Source organism: Kosakonia sp. YIM B13588, from assembly GCF_042788165.1.
Classification (GTDB): domain Bacteria; phylum Pseudomonadota; class Gammaproteobacteria; order Enterobacterales; family Enterobacteriaceae; genus Kosakonia; species Kosakonia sacchari.
In genome coordinates this window covers 1-21,389 of record NZ_JBHZPO010000010.1, presented here as the reverse complement: position 1 = coordinate 21,389, position 21,389 = coordinate 1, and the positions used below count along the sequence as shown (strand labels likewise).

The 21,389-nt window shown below is 53.8% G+C and carries 21 protein-coding genes and 2 tRNA genes; 12 read left to right on the top strand and 11 right to left on the bottom strand.

Features of this window, described 5'->3' with window-relative positions:
• Positions 1-5 precede the first annotated feature (5 nt).
• Positions 6-1,262 (bottom strand): L-methionine/branched-chain amino acid transporter, encoded by a 1,257-nt coding sequence (yjeH, locus tag ACFX4U_RS16810; RefSeq protein ID WP_313507874.1) that lies wholly within the window; start codon positions 1,260-1,262, stop codon positions 6-8.
• A 241-nt stretch (positions 1,263-1,503) separates the two neighbouring features.
• Between yjeH and ACFX4U_RS16805 the strand changes: the two genes are divergently transcribed.
• From ACFX4U_RS16805 to ACFX4U_RS16790, 4 genes are all read left to right on the top strand, one after another.
• Positions 1,504-1,797 (top strand): co-chaperone GroES, encoded by a 294-nt coding sequence (locus tag ACFX4U_RS16805; protein WP_007372708.1) that lies wholly within the window; start codon positions 1,504-1,506, stop codon positions 1,795-1,797.
• Between the two features lie 44 nt (positions 1,798-1,841).
• Complete coding sequence (gene groL / locus ACFX4U_RS16800) at positions 1,842-3,488, top strand: chaperonin GroEL (protein ID WP_200552097.1); 1,647 nt, start codon at positions 1,842-1,844, stop codon at positions 3,486-3,488.
• Between the two features lie 377 nt (positions 3,489-3,865).
• Positions 3,866-4,219: a DUF4156 domain-containing protein gene (locus tag ACFX4U_RS16795; protein ID WP_065369904.1), complete on the top strand. Its 354-nt coding sequence runs from the start codon at positions 3,866-3,868 to the stop codon at positions 4,217-4,219.
• Between the two features lie 333 nt (positions 4,220-4,552).
• On the top strand, positions 4,553-6,190 hold the full coding sequence (locus ACFX4U_RS16790) for a methyl-accepting chemotaxis protein (RefSeq protein ID WP_305737309.1): 1,638 nt from the start codon (positions 4,553-4,555) through the stop codon (positions 6,188-6,190).
• Positions 6,191-6,261: 71 nt separating this feature from the next.
• On the opposite strand, the gene epmB is transcribed toward ACFX4U_RS16790, so the two are convergent.
• A complete protein-coding gene (gene epmB, locus ACFX4U_RS16785; RefSeq protein WP_305737308.1) occupies positions 6,262-7,290 on the bottom strand; it encodes an EF-P beta-lysylation protein EpmB in 1,029 nt (342 codons plus the stop codon).
• A 40-nt stretch (positions 7,291-7,330) separates the two neighbouring features.
• On the opposite strand from epmB, the gene efp reads away from it, so the two are divergent.
• The 3 genes from efp (at position 7,331) to ecnB (ending at position 8,341) form a co-directional block, all read left to right on the top strand.
• On the top strand, positions 7,331-7,897 hold the full coding sequence (gene efp, locus ACFX4U_RS16780; RefSeq protein ID WP_305737307.1) for an elongation factor P: 567 nt from the start codon (positions 7,331-7,333) through the stop codon (positions 7,895-7,897).
• A 59-nt stretch (positions 7,898-7,956) separates the two neighbouring features.
• Complete coding sequence (locus ACFX4U_RS16775) at positions 7,957-8,088, top strand: entericidin A/B family lipoprotein (RefSeq protein WP_017459192.1); 132 nt, start codon at positions 7,957-7,959, stop codon at positions 8,086-8,088.
• 106 nt (positions 8,089-8,194) lie between these two features.
• Positions 8,195-8,341, top strand: a complete 147-nt coding sequence (gene ecnB / locus ACFX4U_RS16770) for a lipoprotein toxin entericidin B (RefSeq protein ID WP_020456213.1) — start codon at positions 8,195-8,197, stop codon at positions 8,339-8,341.
• A 29-nt stretch (positions 8,342-8,370) separates the two neighbouring features.
• On the opposite strand, the gene ACFX4U_RS16765 is transcribed toward ecnB, so the two are convergent.
• On the bottom strand, positions 8,371-8,973 hold the full coding sequence (locus tag ACFX4U_RS16765) for a LuxR C-terminal-related transcriptional regulator (RefSeq protein ID WP_305737305.1): 603 nt from the start codon (positions 8,971-8,973) through the stop codon (positions 8,371-8,373).
• A gap of 266 nt (positions 8,974-9,239) precedes the next feature.
• On the opposite strand from ACFX4U_RS16765, the gene sugE reads away from it, so the two are divergent.
• The gene (gene sugE, locus ACFX4U_RS16760; RefSeq protein ID WP_017459189.1) at positions 9,240-9,557 is read left to right on the top strand and encodes a quaternary ammonium compound efflux SMR transporter SugE; all 318 of its coding nucleotides are present in this window, start codon (positions 9,240-9,242) and stop codon (positions 9,555-9,557) included.
• Here sugE and blc read toward each other — a convergent pair.
• The 5 genes from blc to frdA form a co-directional block, all read right to left on the bottom strand.
• The gene (blc, locus tag ACFX4U_RS16755; RefSeq protein WP_313507872.1) at positions 9,554-10,084 is read right to left on the bottom strand and encodes an outer membrane lipoprotein Blc; all 531 of its coding nucleotides are present in this window, start codon (positions 10,082-10,084) and stop codon (positions 9,554-9,556) included. The two genes, sugE and blc, sit on opposite strands and share 4 nt — an antisense overlap.
• A gap of 85 nt (positions 10,085-10,169) precedes the next feature.
• The gene (frdD, locus tag ACFX4U_RS16750) at positions 10,170-10,529 is read right to left on the bottom strand and encodes a fumarate reductase subunit FrdD (RefSeq protein ID WP_017459187.1); all 360 of its coding nucleotides are present in this window, start codon (positions 10,527-10,529) and stop codon (positions 10,170-10,172) included.
• 10 nt (positions 10,530-10,539) lie between these two features.
• Positions 10,540-10,935 carry a fumarate reductase subunit FrdC gene (frdC, locus tag ACFX4U_RS16745; protein ID WP_313507871.1) on the bottom strand — a complete coding sequence of 132 codons (396 nt, stop codon included), beginning with the start codon at positions 10,933-10,935 and terminating at the stop codon, positions 10,540-10,542.
• A 10-nt stretch (positions 10,936-10,945) separates the two neighbouring features.
• Complete coding sequence (locus ACFX4U_RS16740) at positions 10,946-11,680, bottom strand: succinate dehydrogenase/fumarate reductase iron-sulfur subunit (protein ID WP_200552103.1); 735 nt, start codon at positions 11,678-11,680, stop codon at positions 10,946-10,948.
• Entirely contained in the window at positions 11,673-13,463 is a 1,791-nt protein-coding gene (gene frdA, locus ACFX4U_RS16735) for a fumarate reductase (quinol) flavoprotein subunit (protein WP_200552104.1), read from the bottom strand. Before frdA ends, ACFX4U_RS16740 begins: the two co-directional genes overlap by 8 nt.
• Positions 13,464-13,770: 307 nt before the next feature.
• Between frdA and epmA the strand changes: the two genes are divergently transcribed.
• Entirely contained in the window at positions 13,771-14,748 is a 978-nt protein-coding gene (gene epmA / locus ACFX4U_RS16730) for an elongation factor P--(R)-beta-lysine ligase (RefSeq protein ID WP_200552105.1), read from the top strand.
• 53 nt (positions 14,749-14,801) lie between these two features.
• Here the strand turns inward: epmA and mscM are convergent, their stop codons facing one another.
• From mscM to rsgA, 3 genes are all read right to left on the bottom strand, one after another.
• Complete coding sequence (gene mscM / locus ACFX4U_RS16725) at positions 14,802-18,134, bottom strand: miniconductance mechanosensitive channel MscM (RefSeq protein ID WP_313507870.1); 3,333 nt, start codon at positions 18,132-18,134, stop codon at positions 14,802-14,804.
• A gap of 24 nt (positions 18,135-18,158) precedes the next feature.
• Entirely contained in the window at positions 18,159-19,127 is a 969-nt protein-coding gene (asd, locus tag ACFX4U_RS16720; protein WP_305737300.1) for an archaetidylserine decarboxylase, read from the bottom strand.
• 98 nt (positions 19,128-19,225) lie between these two features.
• Entirely contained in the window at positions 19,226-20,281 is a 1,056-nt protein-coding gene (gene rsgA / locus ACFX4U_RS16715) for a small ribosomal subunit biogenesis GTPase RsgA (RefSeq protein WP_305737299.1), read from the bottom strand.
• A gap of 94 nt (positions 20,282-20,375) precedes the next feature.
• On the opposite strand from rsgA, the gene orn reads away from it, so the two are divergent.
• The 3 genes from orn (at position 20,376) to ACFX4U_RS16700 (ending at position 21,388) form a co-directional block, all read left to right on the top strand.
• The gene (orn, locus tag ACFX4U_RS16710) at positions 20,376-20,921 is read left to right on the top strand and encodes an oligoribonuclease (protein WP_020456224.1); all 546 of its coding nucleotides are present in this window, start codon (positions 20,376-20,378) and stop codon (positions 20,919-20,921) included.
• 255 nt (positions 20,922-21,176) lie between these two features.
• Positions 21,177-21,252, top strand: a tRNA-Gly gene (locus ACFX4U_RS16705).
• Between the two features lie 63 nt (positions 21,253-21,315).
• A tRNA-Gly gene (locus tag ACFX4U_RS16700) sits at positions 21,316-21,388 on the top strand.
• Position 21,389: the final 1 nt, after the last annotated feature.

The window sequence follows — 21,389 nt, the reverse complement described above, 5'->3', positions numbered from 1 at the left end:
TCTTTTTATGGTTGGGCGGAATGAATGGAGGTTGTGCGGCGCTTTGGCAGCAGCAACCACAATGCGAACAGCATGAACACCGCGTAAAGGCTCTTCCAGCCGGGGATCATCAACAGCAGCAAACATAGCGCACTTCCGAGTATCGCCAGTGCTTTAAACCGCCCTTTCAACAAGCGGCAGCCCGCCAGCATGCACAGCAGATAAATCATGATGAAAATGCCGTTCGCGTAGATGATCAGCGTATCAAGATTCACGCTGAAGGCATAAATCGCGAGGGTGCAGAACATGCAGCAGATAATCACCGCGTTCAGCGCATTCAAGGGCAACTGGCGTCTGGAGAGCTTTGCCAGTGCGCTATCCGGTTTGTATGCCGCCTGCGACCACACCAGCCGGGCAAAACTCTGGATATAGATATTCAGGCTGGCGAAACAGGCCAGATAACCAATAATGCAGGCAATCCATAGCGCCTGTTTACCAAACAACTCGACGACGATCACCGGCAACGACGCCGCTGCGCCCTGTGCGTGCCAGACATCGAAATGCAGCACCACAACGGTACAGGCCCAGTAAACCGAGCCTGCCAGCAGCAGGCCAATCATCAGTGCGCGGGGGAAATCCCGCTCGGGGTTTTTGAATTCAGAGGCCAGATGGGCGAAAGCTTCAAGCCCGACGAAACACCAGAACATCACCGCCAGCGAGGCCGACATCGCCGAAACGGGCACCTGCGAGATCGGTGGAAAGGGAATATCGCTGAAGCTAATGCCGCCGCGCCACCAGATCGCCACAATTAACGCCACGATCAACCCGGCGATAATCGATTGCAGGTTCGCGCTGGAACCTGCACCTCGTGTACCCAGCAGCCAAATCAGCGCCAGCGTACCCAGCTCCGTCATCAACAATTGCGGCCCTTGCCAGCCAAACATGCCTTGCCAGAAACCGGCGGCAATGTGCAGCGCGGCGGGCAATCCGACCGGGATAACAGAGAGAAACAACCAGCCCGTTACGCGTTCAAGACGCGGGCCGAAGGCCATCCCGACGAAATACGCCACACCGCCCGCGCTGGGGAAGTGGCGGCCCAGCGCGGCAAAAACAATGGCTACCGGGAACACGAGCAGGATCAGTAATGGCCATGCCCACAGGCTGCTGTTGCCCGCCGCCAGTGCGGCCAGCGCCGGAACGGCGAACACGCCGGTGCCCAATAAGGAGGTGGAAAGTAACCCAATGCCCTGAGCCAACCCCAGCTCTTGTTTTAATCCGCTCATTGTCTTTTGTCTGCTTATCGTCAGGAGCGTCGATGTTAGCACAATCCGTTTTGCTGATGGCTGCGCAAGCCCCTGTCAGCAATGGTGGCTTATGTGTGGATAAACTTTCGCAAATTTTTTTTGCTGTTCCCCCTTGAAGGGGGAAACAGCCAACCCCATCTCTCAGGTCACCAGCCGGATAACCGTTTGTGGCCCGGCGTCATCCATAACTGATAAAGACTTTCTCAAAGGAGAGCTATCAATGAGTATTCGTCCGTTACATGATCGTGTGATCGTCAAACGTAAAGAAGTTGAGTCTAAATCTGCTGGCGGTATCGTGCTGACCGGTTCTGCGGCAGGTAAATCAACTCGTGGCGAAATCATCGCTGTCGGTAAGGGCCGCATCCTGGAAAACGGTACTGTGCAACCGCTGGACGTGAAAGTGGGTGATATCGTGATTTTCAACGATGGTTACGGTGTGAAAGCTGAGAAGATCGACAACGAAGAAGTGCTGATCATGTCCGAAAGCGACATTCTGGCAATTGTGGAAGCGTAACAGCGCGCGCGAACGAACCTGAACGAATTTAAGGAATAAAGAAAATGGCAGCTAAAGACGTAAAATTCGGTAATGACGCTCGTGTAAAAATGCTGCGCGGCGTGAATGTTCTGGCAGATGCAGTGAAAGTTACCCTCGGTCCGAAAGGCCGTAATGTGGTTCTGGATAAATCTTTCGGTGCACCGACCATCACCAAAGATGGCGTTTCTGTAGCACGTGAAATCGAACTGGAAGATAAGTTCGAAAACATGGGTGCGCAGATGGTGAAAGAAGTGGCTTCCAAAGCGAACGACGCTGCGGGCGACGGTACCACCACTGCAACCGTACTGGCACAGTCCATCATCACCGAAGGCCTGAAAGCCGTTGCTGCGGGCATGAACCCGATGGATCTGAAACGTGGTATCGACAAAGCTGTCGCTGCTGCGGTTGATGAGCTGAAAGCCCTGTCTGTACCGTGCTCTGACTCTAAAGCCATTGCACAGGTTGGTACTATCTCCGCTAACTCCGACGAAACCGTAGGTAAACTGATCGCAGAAGCGATGGACAAAGTCGGTAAAGAAGGCGTGATCACCGTTGAAGACGGTACCGGTCTGCAGGACGAACTGGACGTGGTTGAAGGTATGCAGTTTGACCGCGGTTACCTCTCTCCTTACTTCATCAACAAGCCGGAAACTGGTGCTGTAGAACTGGAAAGCCCGTTCATCCTGCTGGCTGATAAAAAAATCTCCAACATCCGCGAAATGCTGCCGGTTCTGGAAGCCGTTGCGAAAGCAGGCAAACCGCTGCTGATCATCGCTGAAGACGTTGAAGGCGAAGCACTGGCAACGCTGGTGGTGAACACCATGCGCGGCATTGTGAAAGTGGCTGCGGTTAAAGCGCCGGGCTTCGGCGATCGCCGTAAAGCGATGCTGCAGGACATCGCAACCCTGACCGGTGGTACCGTGATTTCTGAAGAAATCGGTATGGAACTGGAAAAAGCGACCCTGGAAGATCTGGGTCAGGCTAAACGCGTTGTGATCAACAAAGACACTACCACCATCATCGATGGCGTGGGTGAAGAAGCGGCAATTCAGGGTCGTGTGACTCAGATTCGCCAGCAGATCGAAGAAGCCACTTCCGATTACGACCGTGAAAAACTGCAAGAGCGCGTAGCGAAACTGGCTGGCGGTGTTGCGGTAATCAAAGTTGGTGCGGCGACCGAAGTTGAAATGAAAGAGAAAAAAGCCCGCGTTGAAGATGCGCTGCACGCAACCCGTGCTGCCGTTGAAGAAGGCGTGGTAGCAGGTGGTGGCGTGGCGCTGATTCGCGTAGCCAGCAAAATCGCTGACCTGAAAGGTCAGAACGAAGATCAGAACGTGGGTATCAAAGTTGCGCTGCGCGCGATGGAAGCTCCGCTGCGTCAGATCGTGCTGAACTGCGGTGAAGAGCCGTCTGTTGTGGCGAATACCGTTAAAGCTGGCGACGGCAACTACGGTTACAACGCGGCTACCGAAGAGTACGGCAATATGATCGACATGGGTATCCTGGATCCGACGAAAGTGACTCGTTCTGCTCTGCAGTACGCGGCATCTGTAGCTGGCCTGATGATCACCACCGAGTGCATGGTGACTGACCTGCCGAAAGGCGATGCGCCGGACTTAGGTGCTGCTGGTGGTATGGGCGGCATGGGCGGTATGGGTGGCATGATGTAATCGCTGCCGAACACGCTTTCAGGGCAACCTGGCGCGAGTTCAACGAAAAAGAGCGGGCTTCGGCCCGCTCTTTTTTATTGTTAACGTGAACACCACGTGCTGCGGACGCGCTCATCATCAGCTCATGGTTCAGCCGTATTGTTTTGGATTTTAACGAGCTGGCCAGGCACCTTTTAAGGCCATTGGTACGCTTTTTCGTGGCGTAATCGCTGCCGCTTTCAGTGACGTTGGATTTTTACACCTCGCTCCAGCCCTTTTTCACTATTTTCCCCAATTTGTGCGGCCTGAGATGGCGGCATTTTTCTTTTGGTCATCTTTTTAGTATAAGGTTTACACACGGGCGACATGCGTCCAGCTCATTGATTATGGGGAATAACATGTACGTAAAACATTTAGCAGGGATTATTGGCGCCTCGCTGTTGCTGGCAGGGTGTAGCAGCAGCAATGAATTGACAAGCGGCGGGCAGAACGTCCGCTTTGTCGAGGAGAAACCGGCGGCAACCTGCCAGTACCTAGGCACCGCCACGGGTTCACAGAGCAACTGGCTCTCTGGCCAGCATGGTGAGGAAGGCGGCTCGTTACGCGGCGCGGCGAATGCGTTGCGTAATCAGGCGGCGGCGATGGGCGGTAACGTGTTGTACAGCGTCTCAAGCCCAACACAAGGCTTCTTATCCAGCTTCGTGCCGACCGCCAGCGAAATGAATGCGCAAGTGTATAAATGCCCGAACTGATATTTTTAATAATGCCCCGCCAGTAATGGCGGGTGCGCGACTCTCTAAAATAATCTCTCTTTCATTCTCAATATGTTGCTTCTGGTTATTTAAGTATGAATAAGCGTGAATATAATTCCTCTGCTAATTAACTACGCTATCATCCTGAATATTAAGTTTTCTTAAGCTTTATCTTATGTGATTATATTCACAGCTTTGGATATATTTTTCACCAAAAAATGCATTCGTGACTAAAGTAATATTACGACTTGCCGATACCCCCCTTAGGACAAAAAACGAGGGACTGTATAATTTAACAATATATTTTATGCATGATGGTGTCGGGAGTTACTAATGAATATTACAAAGAGATTGTTACTTGCTTTCTCGTTACTGATCTTAAGCCTCATCGGCACTAATGTTATCGCTATATTATCTCTCTCTAAAATTGGTGATTCACAAAATTACTTCCAGGAAAATACGTTACCAAGTCTCGACGCAATGAATAAGGAGATGCTGCAAATCCTGAAGGTTCGTGGACAACTCTTTTTACATGGTTTGACGGATGATCCCGCCGGGATGGCAGAAATAAAACAGAATGCAACAAAATTGTATGACGACCTCTACGCCATGCACCAGGGTTACATTAAAGATCTCACTTCTGACCAACATGATCAGGATTTATCCAATAAGACATTAAGTGATTTAGATAAGTTCCGTTCGGTAATGGACCAGTATTTTAAAGTATCTGAAAGTAATGACCGTGCTGCCATTATTAAATCGATGATGAAAGGTGGGTTCGTTGCCGATAATATTGCTCTGTTAATTAATGATTTCTCTGAGCAAGTGACCTACAACACATCATTAGTTGCTAAGGCCGTTGAAGCAAACGACAATTTAATTTCCCGAGCGATGATGCTTTCATTAACGGCGACGATCGCCGCAACCCTCATTCTTGGTTTGTTTGGGTTGTTCACTGTTCTTAATATCAAACGTCGTCTGAACGGCATGAAAGACGGGATGGTCACTATCAGCGAAAAACTGGATCTCAGCCATGCGTTACCGACAGGGCGTCTGGACGAAATCGGCCAGGCAGTAAGCGCATTTAATAATCTTGTTGAGCGAGTGGCTGAATCGCTGGCCATGGTGCGTGCTGCTTCCGGTTCTGTGAACACCGCTGCCAATGAGATAGCGATGGGCAACAACGAACTTTCTGCCCGTACTGAGCAGCAATCCGCCGCTGTGGTTGAAACCGCCGCCAGTATGGAAGAGCTAAGTTCGACGGTAAAACAGAACGCAGAGAACGCGCATCAGGCCAGCCAACTTGCCCTTACCGCCTCTGATACCGCTTCTCAAGGTGGGAGCGTCGTGGGGGCCGCGGTCAGCCGCATGAAAGATATTATGGATAGTTCCAAACGTATTTCGGAAATCACGTCGGTCATTAACGGCATCGCTTTTCAGACCAACATTCTGGCGCTCAATGCGGCCGTTGAAGCGGCAAGAGCCGGGGATCAAGGGCGAGGTTTCGCCGTGGTGGCCGGTGAGGTGCGCTCACTAGCCCAGCGTAGTGCTCAGGCGGCGAAAGAGATTGAGTCGCTTATCAGTGAATCGGTCACGTTTGTTGAAGAGGGCTCGCGGCAGGTTGATCTTGCCGGTGAAACCATGAGCGGCATTGTGAACTCGGTGCTGCAGGTGAAAGATTTGATGCAGGAAATCGCTGCGGCCTCAGATGAACAAAACCGCGGCATTTCGCAGATTGCCCAGGCGATGTCCGAGATGGATGCCACCACCCAGCAGAACGCCGCATTAGTTCAGGAATCGTCTGCGGCGGCCGGTAGCCTCGAAGATCAAGCCACCAAGCTGCAACAACTGGTTGATGTCTTCCGTTTGCCGGGCCAGCAACCGGCTGTGGTGAGGTCTTCCGTGTTGCCAGTCAGACAGCCTCGCCCGGCAGTGGCTGGCGGTGGGGATGATGGATGGGAAACCTTTTAGTTTGAGCGACGAGCCGCTGTAGGCTCGTCCCTTTCGCGGCTACGTTTGCTCTCATCACGTAGCCGTTTTTTTTAGCTCTGACGAAGCTGCAGATCCAGCGGTGTTTTACTGGGTTCACCACCAATCTCACGGGCCAGTTTCGGCACCATATAACCCGATACCAGTGTCAGCAGTTCGCGCATAATCGTGCGTGCCTCTTCATCACTGACCATAAAGTGCGCCGCACCCTGTACTTTATCCAGCACATGCAGGTAATAAGGCATTACACCCGCATCGAACAACGCATTACTTAAATCCGCCAGCGTTTGCGCATTGTCATTCACGCCGCGCAGCAGCACGCTCTGGTTCAGCAGCGTGACATTGGCCTGCCGCAGTTGCGCCATTGCATGGCGAAAATCATCACCAATTTCCTGCGCGTGGTTGATGTGGTTCACCAGCAAAATTTGCAGCGATGAGCGGGCAAAACGTGCGCTTAGCGTATCGGTGATCCGCGCCGGAATCACAATCGGCAGACGGCTGTGAATGCGCAGGCGTTTGATATGTGGAATTGCTTCCAGTTGGGCAAGCAGCCAGTCCAGTTCATGATCTTTTGCCATCAGCGGATCGCCGCCGGAAAAAATGATCTCATCCAGTTCCGGGTGCACCGCGATATAGTCCAGCGCGCCTTGCCAGTTGCGTTTGTTGCCCTGGTTATCGGCATAAGGAAAGTGGCGACGGAAGCAATAACGACAATTTACCGCGCAGCCGCCTTTAACCAGCAGCAGCGCACGATTGCGATATTTGTGCAGTAAACCGGGTACAACACTGCTCTGTTCTTCCAGCGGATCGGTGCTGAAACCTGGCGCGGCAATGAACTCTTCCTGTGAGGTAAGTACCTGACGCAGAAGAGGATCATGCGGGTTTCCCGGCTGCATACGCGCTGCGAATGCGCGGGGAACGCGCAGCGGAAACAGGCGCTTCGCTGTACCGCCAGCGATTAAATTTTCATCAGTGTCTATCTTTAGAAGACGTAACAGTTCATCCGGATCGGTGATTACATCGGCAAGTTGTATTAACCAATCTTCTCTGGATGGGGTTTTTAGGGTTACAATATGCGCCATTTTGTGGCTTAGCTACCAGTTAACAATTTCAGAGGGCCTTATGGCGACTTACTATAGCAACGATTTTCGTGCCGGTCTTAAAATCATGATGGACGGCGAACCTTATGCGGTTGAAGCCAGCGAATTCGTTAAACCAGGCAAAGGCCAGGCTTTCGCACGCGTTAAACTGCGTCGTCTGCTGACCGGTACGCGTGTAGAAAAAACCTTCAAATCTACTGATTCCGCAGAAGGCGCGGACGTTGTCGATATGAACCTGACTTACCTGTACAACGACGGTGAGTTCTGGCACTTCATGAACAACGAAACCTTCGAACAGCTCTCTGCTGACGCAAAAGCCATTGGCGACAGCGAAAAATGGCTGCTGGATCAGGCTGAGTGCATCGTAACGCTGTGGAACGGCCAGCCTATCGCTGTTACCCCGCCGAACTTCGTCGAACTGGAAATTATTGAAACCGATCCAGGCCTGAAAGGTGACACCGCAGGTACTGGCGGCAAACCGGCTACCCTGAGCACTGGCGCAGTGGTTAAAGTTCCGCTGTTCGTGCAGATTGGTGAAGTGATTAAAGTAGATACTCGCTCTGGCGAATACGTATCTCGCGTGAAATAATCCTCACGACGTCGGCGTAGCGCCGTGCTACGCCGTCGAACTTTGCAGGCAGGGATGATATGAAACGTCTGACGAAATTCCTCTCTCTACTTCTTATCAGTTGCGCACTGCTTTCCGGTTGCAATACCGCCCGAGGCGTTGGCGAAGACATTCAAAGTCTGGGCCATGTCATCTCTCGCGCAGCGAACTAAAACTTCCTCTCTTCCTAAAAATGCTTCCATTCCGGTAACCTTCCCGGATTTTGTCTATGCTTAAGTGGCTATACACAAACAATATTGGCTACAAAAGGAAGATATTATGGTTAAGAAGACAATTGCTGCGATCTTTTCTGTTCTGGTTCTTTCCTCAGTCCTGACGGCCTGTAACACCACGCGTGGTGTGGGAGAAGACATCTCCGATGGCGGTAACGCGATTTCTGGCGCGGCGTCAAAAGCGCAACAGTAATCACTGTCGGTACGGCGCTTGCCGTACCGTTAGTTTGAGTTTTCCGGCAGTGATAAGAACGGTGTAAAGCGGTTTCCCATCCCCAGTTTCATTCTGATATTGCGCTTGTAGGTGTAAACGGTCTTACCGTTAATGCTGAGATTACTGGCAATCGCCTGGTTATTATTCCCTTCCATCCACAGCGTTAGTACTTTCTCTTCCTGCTTTGTCAGTAGCGGGGTAGCGATTTTCGGTATCGCCCGGATTGGGCGCGCCAGCACCATTGCGTCGATAATTTTTGCCAGTTTTTCCAGCGGTTCTGTTTTCAACAGTGTCGCCTGAATAGCAAACTGCGCGCAAAATTCTGACAGTTGCGCATCTTCGCCTGACTCTAACAACATCACCTGCGTAGGGTCGCTGCAAACGGAGAAAAACGACGCAAGTTGTTGAATATGATGTATTTCGCTCTTGAATCCGTGAAGATCGGCAATCACCAGATCCGGCTGCCACTGCACAATATGTTCTTTGGCGAGCATTAAGTTATGCAACGCGGTTACCAGGAAGGAAGCGGGGAACAAATCGGGTTGATTGAGCCAGGATTCCATCCCTGAGCGGGTGAAGTAACAGCGGTCAATCACGAGAATCTTGAACATATTTTTCTTCGCAGTCAGAGAGTGGCGCACAACGTCCTGAATTCAGGAGAGCGGATTCATCATAGGGGGTAGATATGGTGAATAAATGCCGGAATTCCGCTGCGAACAGTGGCTATTTCTTGCTTTAAAACGCCTAAAGTTGAGCAAGAACAAAAATATTGAAATAACGAGCCTAAATCGGCAAAATTTGCCTCTCTTCACACGCCGAACGGGACGACCCGTTTGTGCTCATTCACATTGGGGACGGCCCCGCACTGGAGCCAAAAATGTCCTGGTTAATTCTTCTTATTGCAGGTCTTCTTGAAGTGGTTTGGGCTATCGGCCTGAAATACACCCACGGTTTTACCCGGTTGATGCCAAGCCTGATTACCGTGACGGCGATGGTCGCAAGCGTCGTGCTGCTGTCATGGGCAATGAAAACATTGCCGGTGGGAACGGCATATGCCATCTGGACCGGCATTGGCGCAGTCGGTGCCGCCGTCGCCGGCATTGTGCTGCTTGGCGAATCTGCAAGCCTGGCGCGTATCCTCAGCCTCTGTCTGATTGTGGCCGGGATTATCGGGTTGAAACTCAGCGCCCATTAATGGGGCTGGTTAATCCAGAGCAGTTTTTCCACGGCAAATCCCTGCCGGGCCGCAATATCGAGCATCTGCTGTTTTACGTCCGCCGGAAGGGTTGGCGTGCGTGACAGTATCCAGAGATAGTCGCGGTCCGGCCCGCAAACCAGCGCGTAGCGATAGTCATTGTCCAGCGCGAGAATGTTATAGCCGCCGTAGAAAGGGCCGAAGAAGGAGACTTTCAGCTCGGCGGTGCGTGAGTCGCCGGTGAAATACGCCGTGCCGATGGCTTGCTGCCACATACCGCGTTGTGTGTTGTAGCCGCGATTCACCACCGTCAAACCGCCATCGTCGCGCAGGCTATACGTGGCGGTGACCCTTTCCAGCCCGCGTTCAAATGCGTGGTCAAAGCGGGCGATCTCGTACCATTTACCCAGATAGCGTTGCGTATTGAAGTCTTGTACGACGGTCACGCCGTCAGGAGGAGTGGGAGAACTACAGCCGGAAATGGACAGCGCAGCGATAACCGTCACGATGAGAAGCATCAGGCGCATGAGATTTTCCTTCCAGATCTTTTCTTTAGGGTATAGACGCTGGCGGGAAATTTGCTCTCCCGCTTACGCAGGAGAGCGACTGATATCAAAGAAATAACACACCAATCAGGGTAACGACGGTGAGAATAGCGGCAAGGCCATAAAACACCCATTTACCGCTGGGAACATGGATTTTTAAATCATGCATCATGTGGTGGATACGATGCAGACCGCACCACACCGGCAATACAATCATCAAAAAGATAAAAACGCGGCCAATAAAGCTTTGCGCAAACGCCAGCACGCGATCATAGCCGAGTGCGTCGCCGGGGTAGAATCCCAGCGGCAGCAACACGCCAATCAACAGCACGATAACCGGTGTGACAATCGCGCCCCACATACCGCCAGCGCCAAATAATCCCCAGAAAACCGGTTCGTCAGAACGTTTTGGATTTGGGTTAATCACGTTGGCCTCCTTACCAGAACAGTGCGACAAACAGGATCACCACGGTGACCACTGCCGTTACCACCCAAAGCCCTTTAATAACCGGCTCTGGACCCATTTTTTCGCCCTTAACAATAATGAGCTGCGCTTTCGGTGCCAGATCAAACCAGGTTTTGGTGTGCAGCAGCGCCGCCGCCAGCGCGATCAGGTTGAGGATCAGCACAATCGGGTTTTGCAGAAAATGCACAAACCCTGCCCAGCTTTCCGGCCCATGTTTCAGCGAAAACAGACCAAAGATCAGTTCGAGGCTGAACCAGAGCGCCGCGACCGCCGTTCCTTCACGCAGCATATAGAAGCGATAAAACGGCAGGGTTTTCCACCAGGTTGATGGCATGGGACGAACCCAGGCTTTGCGTTTAGTCGTCATAATGCACTCCTTAGCGTGGTTTCAGGGTGGCGATAAGAAAGTCTTTCGAGCTTTCTACCTTGCCCTGCTGGATGGCGGCAGCCGGATCGACATGCTTTGGACAGACTTCCGAGCAGTAACCGACAAACGTACAGCTCCACACGCCGTTCTGGCTGTTGAGTTGCCCCATGCGCTCTTTCTTACCGTTGTCACGGCTATCGAGGTTATAGCGGTGTGCCAGCGTGATCGCTGCCGGGCCGATAAACTCCGGATTCAGACCGAATTGCGGGCAAGCGGCATAACACAAACCGCAGTTGATACAGCCGGAGAACTGATGATACTTGGCCATTTGCGCCGGAGTTTGCTTGCCGGGCCCCTGATCCGGCGTGCGCGTGTTACCAATAATGTAGGGCTTAATCGCTTCGAGGCTTTCGATAAAGTGAGTCATATCGACCACCAAATCGCGCTCGATTGGGAAGTTAGCCAGCGCTTCGACTTTCAGCCCTTTCTCGTAATCACGCAGAAAGGTCTTACAGGCGAGTTTTGGCACTTTGTTGATCATCATGCCGCAAGAGCCGCAAATCGCCATACGGCACGACCAGCGATAGCTCAGGTCCGGTGCGAGGTTGTCTTTGATATAGTTCAGCGCATCGAGCAGCGAAGTGGCTTCATCGTAGGGCACATCGTAAAAAACACTGTGCGGCGCGTTGTCCACTTCCGGGTTGTAACGGACAATCTCGATTTTCAGATTCTTCATCTCAGCCATTGTTCGTCTCCTTCTTCTCGGTCGCTTCAGCTTCAGCACCGTAGACGCGTTTTGCTGGCGGCAGCGTGGTGATCTTCACGTCGCTGTACTCCAGACGGGTTGCGCCATCGGCACCGCGGAACGCCAGCGTGTGCTTGAGGAAGTTAACGTCATCGCGCTCGGTACAACCTTCGTCCAGACGCTGATGCGCACCGCGAGACTCTTTACGCGCCAGTGCGGAGTGCGCCATACATTCGGCGACGTTCAGACCGTGGCCCAGTTCAATGGTGTAAAGAACATCGGTATTAAAGACGCTGGAAGTGTCGGTGATGCGCACACGTTTAAAGCGCTCCTGCAACTCCGCCAGTTTATCCACGGTTTTCTGCATCAGCTCCGGCGTACGGTAGATGCCGCAACCTTCTTCCATGGATTCACCCATTTCATCGCGGATTTTCGCCCAGCTTTCGGTGCCGTCCTGATTCACCAGCGCTTTCAGGCGTTTTTCCACGTCGGCGGCTTGTGCGTTCAGCGCACTGTCATTGGCCTCGGTTGCGGTTGCGGCGCGTTCCATAGCGCGTTCACCAGCAAGACGGCCAAACACCACCAGTTCCGCCAGCGAGTTCGAACCCAGACGATTTGCGCCGTGCAGGCCGACAGAAGAGCACTCACCCACGGCAAACAGACCCTTGATGCGGGATTCGCAGTTTTGATCGGTTTCGATACCGCCCATGGTGTAGTGCGCGGTTGGGCGTACCGGAATCGGCTCTTTAATGGGATCGACGCCAACATAGGCTTTCGCCAGCTCGCAGATAAACGGCAAACGTTCGTTGATTTTCTTCGCGCCGAGATGACGTAAATCGAGGTGCACCACATCGCCACGCGGTGTGGAGATGGTGTTGCCTTTGCGCCACTCGTGCCAGAACGCCTGCGACACTTTGTCGCGCGGGCCAAGCTCCATATATTTGTTCTTCGGCTCGCCAAGCGGCGTTTCCGGGCCCATACCGTAATCCTGCAAATAGCGGTAGCCGTTCTTGTTGACGAGGATCCCGCCTTCACCACGGCAACCTTCGGTCATCAGAATGCCGGAGCCGGGCAGGCCGGTCGGGTGATACTGCACAAACTCCATATCGCGCAGCGGCACGCCGTGCGCCAGCGCCATGCCCATGCCGTCGCCGGTGACAATGCCGCCGTTGGTGTTGTAACGGTAAACGCGGCCCGCGCCGCCCGTTGCCATCACCACCGCATTGGCGCGGATTTGCACCAGCGTACCTTCCATCATATTCATGGCCACCAGCCCACGGGCATGGTTGTCATCGACCAGGATATCCAGTACGAAATGCTCGTCGAAGCGTTGGATTTGTGGGAACTGAAGGGATGTCTGGAACAGGGTATGCAGCATATGGAAGCCGGTTTTATCGGCGGCGAACCAGGTGCGTTCGATTTTCATCCCGCCGAAACGGCGCACATTGACCGTGCCGTCAGGACGGCGGCTCCACGGACAGCCCCACTGTTCAAGCTGGGTCATCTCTGTCGGGCAATGATGCACAAAATAGTCAACGACATCCTGTTCGCAGAGCCAGTCACCGCCAGCAACGGTATCGTGGAAATGGTACTCGAAGCTGTCATGATCCTGGGCGACGGCGGCAGAGCCGCCTTCCGCAGCAACGGTGTGGCTGCGCATGGGATAGACTTTTGAAATCAGTGCGATTTTGGCGTTGGGGTGGGCTTGCGCCGCAGCGATCGCGGTACGTAATCCCGCTCCGCCTGCGCCAATCACAGCGATATCGGCTTGAAAGGTATGCACGACATTCCTCCAGATTATTGTTGTTCCGCAACGATAAGCCTGAAGCGCTCAAGGTAGTTGCGGATATGTTCCACTGCTCCTTTTTGGGTACGGGCAGTATAACCGTAGAGATTCGGGGGAAATTTGATGCGTTCGATTTTTTTGCTGTTCTATGCGGTGATATGTCATCGATCTTGATTGATATCACCATTAAATGTTTACCCATCTAGTTATAGACGACATTAATGAAATTATTTTGCGCAAAATTTGTCTCTGCGGATCGATGCGGGTAGACTTCGTGCCCTTGTCTGAAATCGGAGAAAGTACCATGAGCGAGACGGCAACCTGGCAGCCGAGCGCATCCATCCCCAACCTGTTGAAACGCGCGGCAATTATGGCGGAAATTCGCCGTTTCTTTGCCGATCGCGGTGTGCTTGAGGTGGAAACGCCCTGTATGAGCCAGGCGACGGTGACAGATATTCACCTGTTCCCGTTCGAAACCCGTTTTGTTGGCCCAGGCCACTCTCAGGGGCTAAATCTCTATCTGATGACCAGCCCGGAATACCACATGAAACGCCTGCTGGCTGCGGGTTGTGGCCCGGTTTTCCAGCTGTGCAGAAGCTTTCGTAACGAAGAGATGGGGCGCCATCACAACCCTGAATTCACCATGCTCGAGTGGTATCGCCCGCACTACGACATGTATCGTCTGATGAATGAAGTGGATGATTTGCTGCAACAGGTGCTGGAGTGCCCGGCGGCAGAGTCGCTCTCTTACCAGCAGGCTTTCCAGCGTTATCTGGAAATCGACCCACTTTCTGCTGATAAAACCCAGTTGCGTGAAGCGGCGGCGAAACTTGATCTGAGTAATATCGCCGATACAGAAGAAGATCGGGACACGCTGCTGCAACTGCTGTTCACCATGGGCGTGGAACCGCAGATCGGCAAAGATCGTCCGGCTTTTGTGTATCACTTCCCGGCAAGCCAGGCGGCGCTGGCACAGATCAGCACGGAAGATCACCGCGTTGCAGAGCGTTTTGAGGTTTATTTTAAAGGCATCGAGCTGGCGAACGGTTTCCATGAGCTAACCGATGCCCGCGAACAGCAGCAGCGTTTCGAGCAGGATAATCGCAAACGTGCCGCGCGCGGTTTACCGCAGCAACCGGTGGATGTAAACCTGCTGGAAGCACTAAAAGCCGGTCTGCCGGATTGCTCCGGCGTCGCGCTGGGCGTTGACCGTCTGGTAATGCTGGCGTTGCAGGCTGAAAGCCTGGCGGATGTGATTGCGTTTACCGTCGACCGGGCCTGATGACCCATTGAGTACACAGTAAAAAAGGCGCCTGAGGCGCCTTTTTTGTTGGCTTACAAACTGCCCGCCGGGCGGCTGCTTTTGCCTGAGGACGTCAGCGTTCTTGCGCTGCGTTTGCCGTCGAGACTCTCCAGACGCATCTGGAACGGCGGGAACGGCAAATCGATACCGTGTTCGCGGAAGCCCGCCAGAATCAACTGGTGGATTTCGTGGCGCAGCGGCATGCGATGCCCCATTTCCGCCGCATAAATTCGCAGCTCAAACAGTTGCAAACCCTGCTGCAAGTCGACGAGGAACACTTCCGGCGCCGGGTTATCAATCACCAGCGAACAACGTTCGGCCGCGGTGTAAAGAATTTGCGTCACTTCTTCGCTGTTGGCATCGGCCGGCGCCGGTACTGTCAGCACAACGCGCGTAACCGAATCCGACAACGACCAGTTAATAAACTGCTCGGTGATAAACGCTTTGTTTGGCACGATGATCTCTTTGCGATCCCAGTCGCTGATAGTCGTCGCGCGCGTATTGATCTTAGTGATGCTGCCAGTTAGATCGCGGATCGTCACCGTATCACCAATGCGGATCGGTTTTTCAAACAGGATAATCAGGCCAGAGATAAAGTTGGCGAAAATCTCCTGTAAGCCAAAACCCAGCCCGACACCGAGTGCTGCAACCAGCCACTGTAACTTGGCCCACTCAATGCCGATCATCGAGAAGCCTACCAGCCCGCCAAACAGCATTAGCAGATACTTAGTGATGGTAGTAATGGCGTAACCCGTGCCGGGTGCCAGATCCAGGTGTTGTAACAGCGCCAGCTCCAGCAAGGCGGGGAGGTTACGCACCAGTTGGGTGGTGATAATAAACACCAGAATGGCGATCAGCACCGCGCCGAGGGTGATGGGCTCCAGGCTCTCCACGCCTTGTACTGTAGAGGTGACATCCCACAGCGGGATATTTTCCAGAAAGCCAAAGGCGGAATGGATTTCGGACCACAGCACAATCACCGACAGCAGGGCGATCAGCATCAGGATCGAACGCACCAGGCGCAGTGACTGTACGCTGATGGCATCGAGATCAACTTCTTGTTCATCCACCTCGGCAACGCCTTCGGTACTGGTGTGATGGGGAGCATCTTCTTCGCCACGGGCGCGCTGGGCAAGGATCTCCGCGCGGCGGTGGCGAGCGCGTTCAAAGGCCAGACGGCGGCGCTGGATCAGCATCCAGCGGCGGATGATGTGATACACCACCAGCAACAGGAACCAGATGGCGACTGAGGTTTCCAGACGCGCCAGCAGCGCCTGCGCCGTAGCCAGATAACCTACGCAGGCGGCCAGAATCGCCGCCAGAGGCGCACTGAGCAGCAGGTTCCACAGCAAATGGTTAGGCATATTGTCGCTGTTGCCAGTTTTATCAACATACAGCGGGATCCCGGCACGCTTCAGGCTTAGCGTCACGATCGCCAGCGCCCCGCAAATCAGAATAAAACAGAGCCGCCCCAGCGACGCGGAGAACTCACGATCGTTAAGGTTATCAAACATGATCAGCGCCATGATCAGCGGCACAATAAAACCGATGCTCATCAGGTAATAACGCATTCCCCGGGCGACGCGATTACGCGGCCAGCCGAAGTGGGCGACAAACAAGCCGGTTGGGCGGGCGAACGTGGCGCAGATCATCACCACCCACAGCAGCGGCACGGTGGCGGTTACGCCGTCGCCAATCGCCACTGCCAGCGGGTAGGGCCAGGCTTCCTGCAAGCCGTAGCCGAGCGTTTTCCATAATACCGGCAACGGCGAGGCGACCAGAATTGACCAGAACACCGTGCGCATGGTGAGCCAGAAGTGATCCTGCGTCACTTTGCCCACGCGCGCGCTGGAACGCTCCAGAAAGCGCGTAAAGTGACGGCGGGAGTAAATGCTAAAACCCACCAGCAGCAACGCACCAAACAGCGGGAATAGCGTCTCTTTGCTGGTGAGCATCATGGCGCTGGCTTTGCCCAACTGGCTGATGGTATCGAGCGAAAGCAAGCGACGCAGATCCTGCACAATCTCAATCGGCCAGGCGAAGGAGATAGGGCTGACGTCCGCCGTCCAGAACAGATAGCGGTGAGTGGCTTCATTCACTTCTTTTAGCGCGTCTTCCAGCTGGCTATTGGAAACTTTGAGCTTGGTGAGTTCAAGGATGAGGGTATCGCCGCCCTGTAATAGTGAATTCAGCAGCTCGCGCTGGGTGCGCAGCTGTGCTTCCAGAATGCGGTTTTGCTCAGCCGTCAGCGCCTGTCCATCCGCCTGGCGGATTTGGCGCAGTTGCGGCTGCTTATTCAGCAGATCTTCATAGCGCATGCGGTGCACACGTAACTGCGCCATTTCGGTATCAAGCTGCTGCGGTTTTGGCATCTCCGGCAGACGAGCGACCTGCGCGCGCAACGCTTCACCCAGCATATTGGAGGCGCCAAGCCATTGCGATTGCTCACGCAGGGTATTCAGCGCCTGGCGCACCTGTAATGTCTGTCCGGTAGCCTGGCGTTGCTGCGAGGCCACCAGGTCCATACGCTGTGCCTGCTGGTTCAGTGCCTGCGATAGCTCGCGGTTAATGCGGAACTGCTCGACAATTCCCGCCGGTAAGTTGGCGCTATTTTCGGCCAGTAATTCGGTGCTTTCCAGCGCCTGTTCCGCTTCGCGCTGGCGCTGGCTATTGAGTTGATTACGCAACGCTTGTAAATACGCGTCTAATTGCTGACTCTGTTTTTGCGCCAGCTCGGAGCGCATGCGCGCCAGCTCCTGGCGGTTATTTGCGGATAGCTGCGCCAGTTCCAGTTCGTCAACCAGCGCTTTCAGCTTCGCGGATTCTGCCTGTGCGCCAAAGTTTTGCGCTTGTGCCAGCGGGGTATTGCTGTTTTGCGCGCCGAGGCGGCGTTCAACTTCGGTGACCTGGCGGCGCGCGTCGGTTTGCTGCTGCGGTAGCTGGCTTAGCGAATCGCTAATTTCCCGTGCGCGCTCCTGCTCCTGCTGAGCTAAACGGGTTTTCTCCAGCAACTGGCTGCTGACTTGCAGGATCTCCTGATTCAGCGCATCGCTGCTCATGCCCGCCGGAGCGGATTTCGGTTCATCACGCAGATTATCCAGCTGCGCACGCAACGTTCTGGAGAGTTTGGGGAAGTTATCAATGACTTCTTGATATTGTTTGGCGCGCTCGAGCGAACCTTTACGTTCTTCGAGCGCGTTTAGCGCGGCCTGGAGCACCTCGACGGTTTCTGCCTGATCCGGCGTGTTTTTCGCCGCTTTGGCTTGCTCCAGCTCCTGGGCGATTTGTCGGGCATCGGGGGCCGTTGCGGCGAGAGCCCCTAGGCTGAGGCACCAGGCCATCAGAAAAACGATAATCAGGCGCACATCAGTCTCCAGAATGATTAAGGCTTAGCTTTCGTCTTGCTTGTCGTCTACCAGCGGGCTGGCGTCATGCTCGGCTTTGATTTCCGCTTCTGGAAGCGGTGCCGGTTGTGCATCAACAGGTGCGAAGGTCTCGGCGGAAACCGCCAGCGGCTGGCCAATTTTGGTCACTGACAGGCTCTGTAACTGCTCGACTAAATTCACTTTGCCCGGTGCAAACAGGTTAATTACCGTGGAACCGAGTTTAAAGCGGCCCATCTCCTGGCCTTTCAGCAGCGCAACCGCACCTTCGCTTTCACCGGCAGGCCAGGTCCAGCGTTTAATGATTCCTTCACGCGGCGGAGTGATGGTGCCCGCCCATACGGTTTCGATGCTGCCGACAATCGTCGCGCCGACAAGGATTTGCGCCATCGGGCCAAACTCGGTATCAAACAGGCAGATCACGCGTTCGTTACGGGCAAACAGGTTCGGCACGTTCTGCGCCGTCAAATGGTTCACAGAGAAAAGATCGCCCGGCACGTAAATCATCTCGCGCAGGATACCGTTGCACGGCATATGCACGCGGTGATAATCGCGCGGTGAGAGATAGGTGGTGACAAAGCTACCGTTACGGAACAGATCCGCCATCAGGTAGTTGCCCGCCAGCAGCGCTTCCAGGCTGTAATTATGCCCTTTGGCCTGCAGGATTTTATCATTATCGATTGCGCCAAGCTGGCTGACGACACCGTCCGCCGGCATCACCAGTACGTTCGGATCGGTGTTGAGTGGGCGCACTTCGTCACGCAGTGGGCGGATGAAAAAGTCGTTAAAAGTCCGGTAGCTGGCGGTGTCCGGCTTTTGCGCTTCTTTCATATCGACCTTGTAATATTTCACGAACAGATCGATAACCAGTTTGGTCAGCCAGCCTGCACGTTTGCTCGCGCCCCAGCCCGCCAGGCGAGTGAGCCACAGTTTTGGCAGAATGTATTGAAGCGAAAGTTTAAATGAGTTTAACAAGGTAGCCTCCAGGCTATTGTTTTTGTCGTTCCTGACCCGGCGCGTAAGCGCCGAAGCCTTTAAAAAGGGGACGATTTTAGCGACGCTAAGCGTAGTTGTCAGTCATCAGATTCAGAAAAGCTTTTACGCGTTTTTACTTGCGACATGCTCTCAAGAATGCGGTGGTAGTTTTCAAACCGACTTTCGGCGATTTCGCCTTTCTCTACCGCTGCGCGGATGGCGCAACCTGGATCGGTATCGTGCTTGCAGTCGCGATATTTGCAATGACCAAGATAGTCATGGAATTCGACAAAACCGTTGGTGATTTGTTCCGGTTCGAGATGCCAGAGGCCAAACTCGCGAACACCCGGTGAATCAATCACATCGCCGCCATGCGGGAAATGATACAGCCGCGCCGCAGTCGTGGTGTGCTGGCCAAGACCAGAGACGTCGGAAACGTCGTTGGTGAGGATTTGATCTTCCTGAAAATCGAGCAACGCATTGAGCAGGCTCGATTTACCCACCCCGGATTGACCCGCAAAGATGCTTATGCGGTCGGTCAAGGCTTCAACAAGCGGTGCCAGCCCGTCTTGCGTATGGCTTGAAACCATCAGCACCTTGTAGCCAATCCCACGATAGATATCCATCTGCTCGTTAACGAAGCGCAAACTGTCGTCATCCAGCAGATCAATTTTGTTCAGCACAATCAACGGCTCAACCTGCAAGGCTTCGCACGCCACCAGATAGCGGTCGATGATATTGAGCGACAGCTCCGGCAGGATGGCGGAAACCACGACGATCTGGTCGATGTTTGCCGCGATCGGTTTGACGCCGTCGTAGAAATCGGGGCGCGTCAGCACCGAGGTGCGTTCATGGACCGCTTCTACGATGCCTTTCACGGTGACGCCTTCAGCCGCCGCTTTACCCGGACGCCACACCACCCGGTCGCCAGTGACCAGCGAGCGGATAGTTCGGCGTATGTTGCAGCGATGCACTTCGCCATCGGCGGATTCCACATCGGCATGCATGCCAAAGCGGCTGATCACCACCCCTTCGGACGGATCACCGAACAGGTTGTCATCGTAGTCAGCTTTCTCCGCAGACGTTTTCAGTCGGCGCTGGTGGTTCGCATTGACGCGGCGCTGCTGCCCTTTGGAGAGTTTATTTTTACTCAATCGTGCTGGCTCCTGGTCGCCCCGGATGGGCAAAACGACTATGATACACGCAATTTTAGATGAATATAGTTACGCGAGAAGGGTGGAAAATAGCATGAGCGCAAATGAAAACAACCTCATTTGGATCGATCTTGAAATGACGGGGTTAGATCCCGAGCGCGATCGCATTATTGAAATAGCGACGCTGGTGACCGATGCAAACCTCAACATTCTGGCGGAAGGCCCGGTAATTGCCGTTCACCAATCCGACGCGCAATTAGCGCTGATGGATGACTGGAACGTACGCACACACACCGGCAGCGGCCTGGTGGATCGCGTCAAGGCCAGCCAACTGGATGACCGTGCGGCAGAACTGGCGACCATCGCGTTTCTGAAAGAGTGGGTGCCAGCGGGAAAATCGCCGATTTGCGGTAACAGTATCGGCCAGGATCGCCGCTTTCTGTTTAAGTACATGCCGGAGCTTGAAGCCTATTTCCACTATCGTTACCTGGATGTCAGCACGCTGAAAGAGCTGGCGCGCCGCTGGAAACCGGAAGTGCTGGAAGGGCTGAAAAAGCAGAACACCCATCAGGCGCTGGATGACATTCGCGAATCGGTGGCGGAACTGGCTTACTATCGCGAGCATTTTATTAAGCTGTAATGCGGTAACGGCGCAGGGGCGAAAATTTTATCGTCGTCCCTGTAGGCCTGTAGTGATGCGGTTTTGCTGGAAAAATGCGCGTTTTGTCGATTAAATCGGCACTTGAACAAAAAAAGCGAAAATTTGCTTTCGGGGGCTTGCAGCAAGAAGGATTTCTCGTATAATGCGCCTCCCGTGAAGACACAGAAATGTGCAACACGGCATCACGAAATTTTGGTGAAAAGCGTAAGCAAATTGCTGAAAAATCGATGATAAGCGGGAATAGCTCAGTTGGTAGAGCACGACCTTGCCAAGGTCGGGGTCGCGAGTTCGAGTCTCGTTTCCCGCTCCAAAATTTGAAATGCACCATCCAGATTTACTGGCTTCGGCATTGACGTTGAATCCAGATAAATATGCGGGAATAGCTCAGTTGGTAGAGCACGACCTTGCCAAGGTCGGGGTCGCGAGTTCGAGTCTCGTTTCCCGCTC

Coding starts and splice junctions, on each gene's coding strand:
- yjeH (WP_313507874.1), bottom strand. CDS start 1,262: ATGAGCGGATTAAAACAAGAGCTGGGGTTGGCTCAGGGCATTGGGTTA.
- ACFX4U_RS16805 (WP_007372708.1), top strand. CDS start 1,504: ATGAGTATTCGTCCGTTACATGATCGTGTGATCGTCAAACGTAAAGAA.
- groL (WP_200552097.1), top strand. CDS start 1,842: ATGGCAGCTAAAGACGTAAAATTCGGTAATGACGCTCGTGTAAAAATG.
- ACFX4U_RS16795 (WP_065369904.1), top strand. CDS start 3,866: ATGTACGTAAAACATTTAGCAGGGATTATTGGCGCCTCGCTGTTGCTG.
- ACFX4U_RS16790 (WP_305737309.1), top strand. CDS start 4,553: ATGAATATTACAAAGAGATTGTTACTTGCTTTCTCGTTACTGATCTTA.
- epmB (WP_305737308.1), bottom strand. CDS start 7,290: ATGGCGCATATTGTAACCCTAAAAACCCCATCCAGAGAAGATTGGTTA.
- efp (WP_305737307.1), top strand. CDS start 7,331: ATGGCGACTTACTATAGCAACGATTTTCGTGCCGGTCTTAAAATCATG.
- ACFX4U_RS16775 (WP_017459192.1), top strand. CDS start 7,957: ATGAAACGTCTGACGAAATTCCTCTCTCTACTTCTTATCAGTTGCGCA.
- ecnB (WP_020456213.1), top strand. CDS start 8,195: ATGGTTAAGAAGACAATTGCTGCGATCTTTTCTGTTCTGGTTCTTTCC.
- ACFX4U_RS16765 (WP_305737305.1), bottom strand. CDS start 8,973: ATGTTCAAGATTCTCGTGATTGACCGCTGTTACTTCACCCGCTCAGGG.
- sugE (WP_017459189.1), top strand. CDS start 9,240: ATGTCCTGGTTAATTCTTCTTATTGCAGGTCTTCTTGAAGTGGTTTGG.
- blc (WP_313507872.1), bottom strand. CDS start 10,084: ATGCGCCTGATGCTTCTCATCGTGACGGTTATCGCTGCGCTGTCCATT.
- frdC (WP_313507871.1), bottom strand. CDS start 10,935: ATGACGACTAAACGCAAAGCCTGGGTTCGTCCCATGCCATCAACCTGG.
- ACFX4U_RS16740 (WP_200552103.1), bottom strand. CDS start 11,680: ATGGCTGAGATGAAGAATCTGAAAATCGAGATTGTCCGTTACAACCCG.
- epmA (WP_200552105.1), top strand. CDS start 13,771: ATGAGCGAGACGGCAACCTGGCAGCCGAGCGCATCCATCCCCAACCTG.
- orn (WP_020456224.1), top strand. CDS start 20,376: ATGAGCGCAAATGAAAACAACCTCATTTGGATCGATCTTGAAATGACG.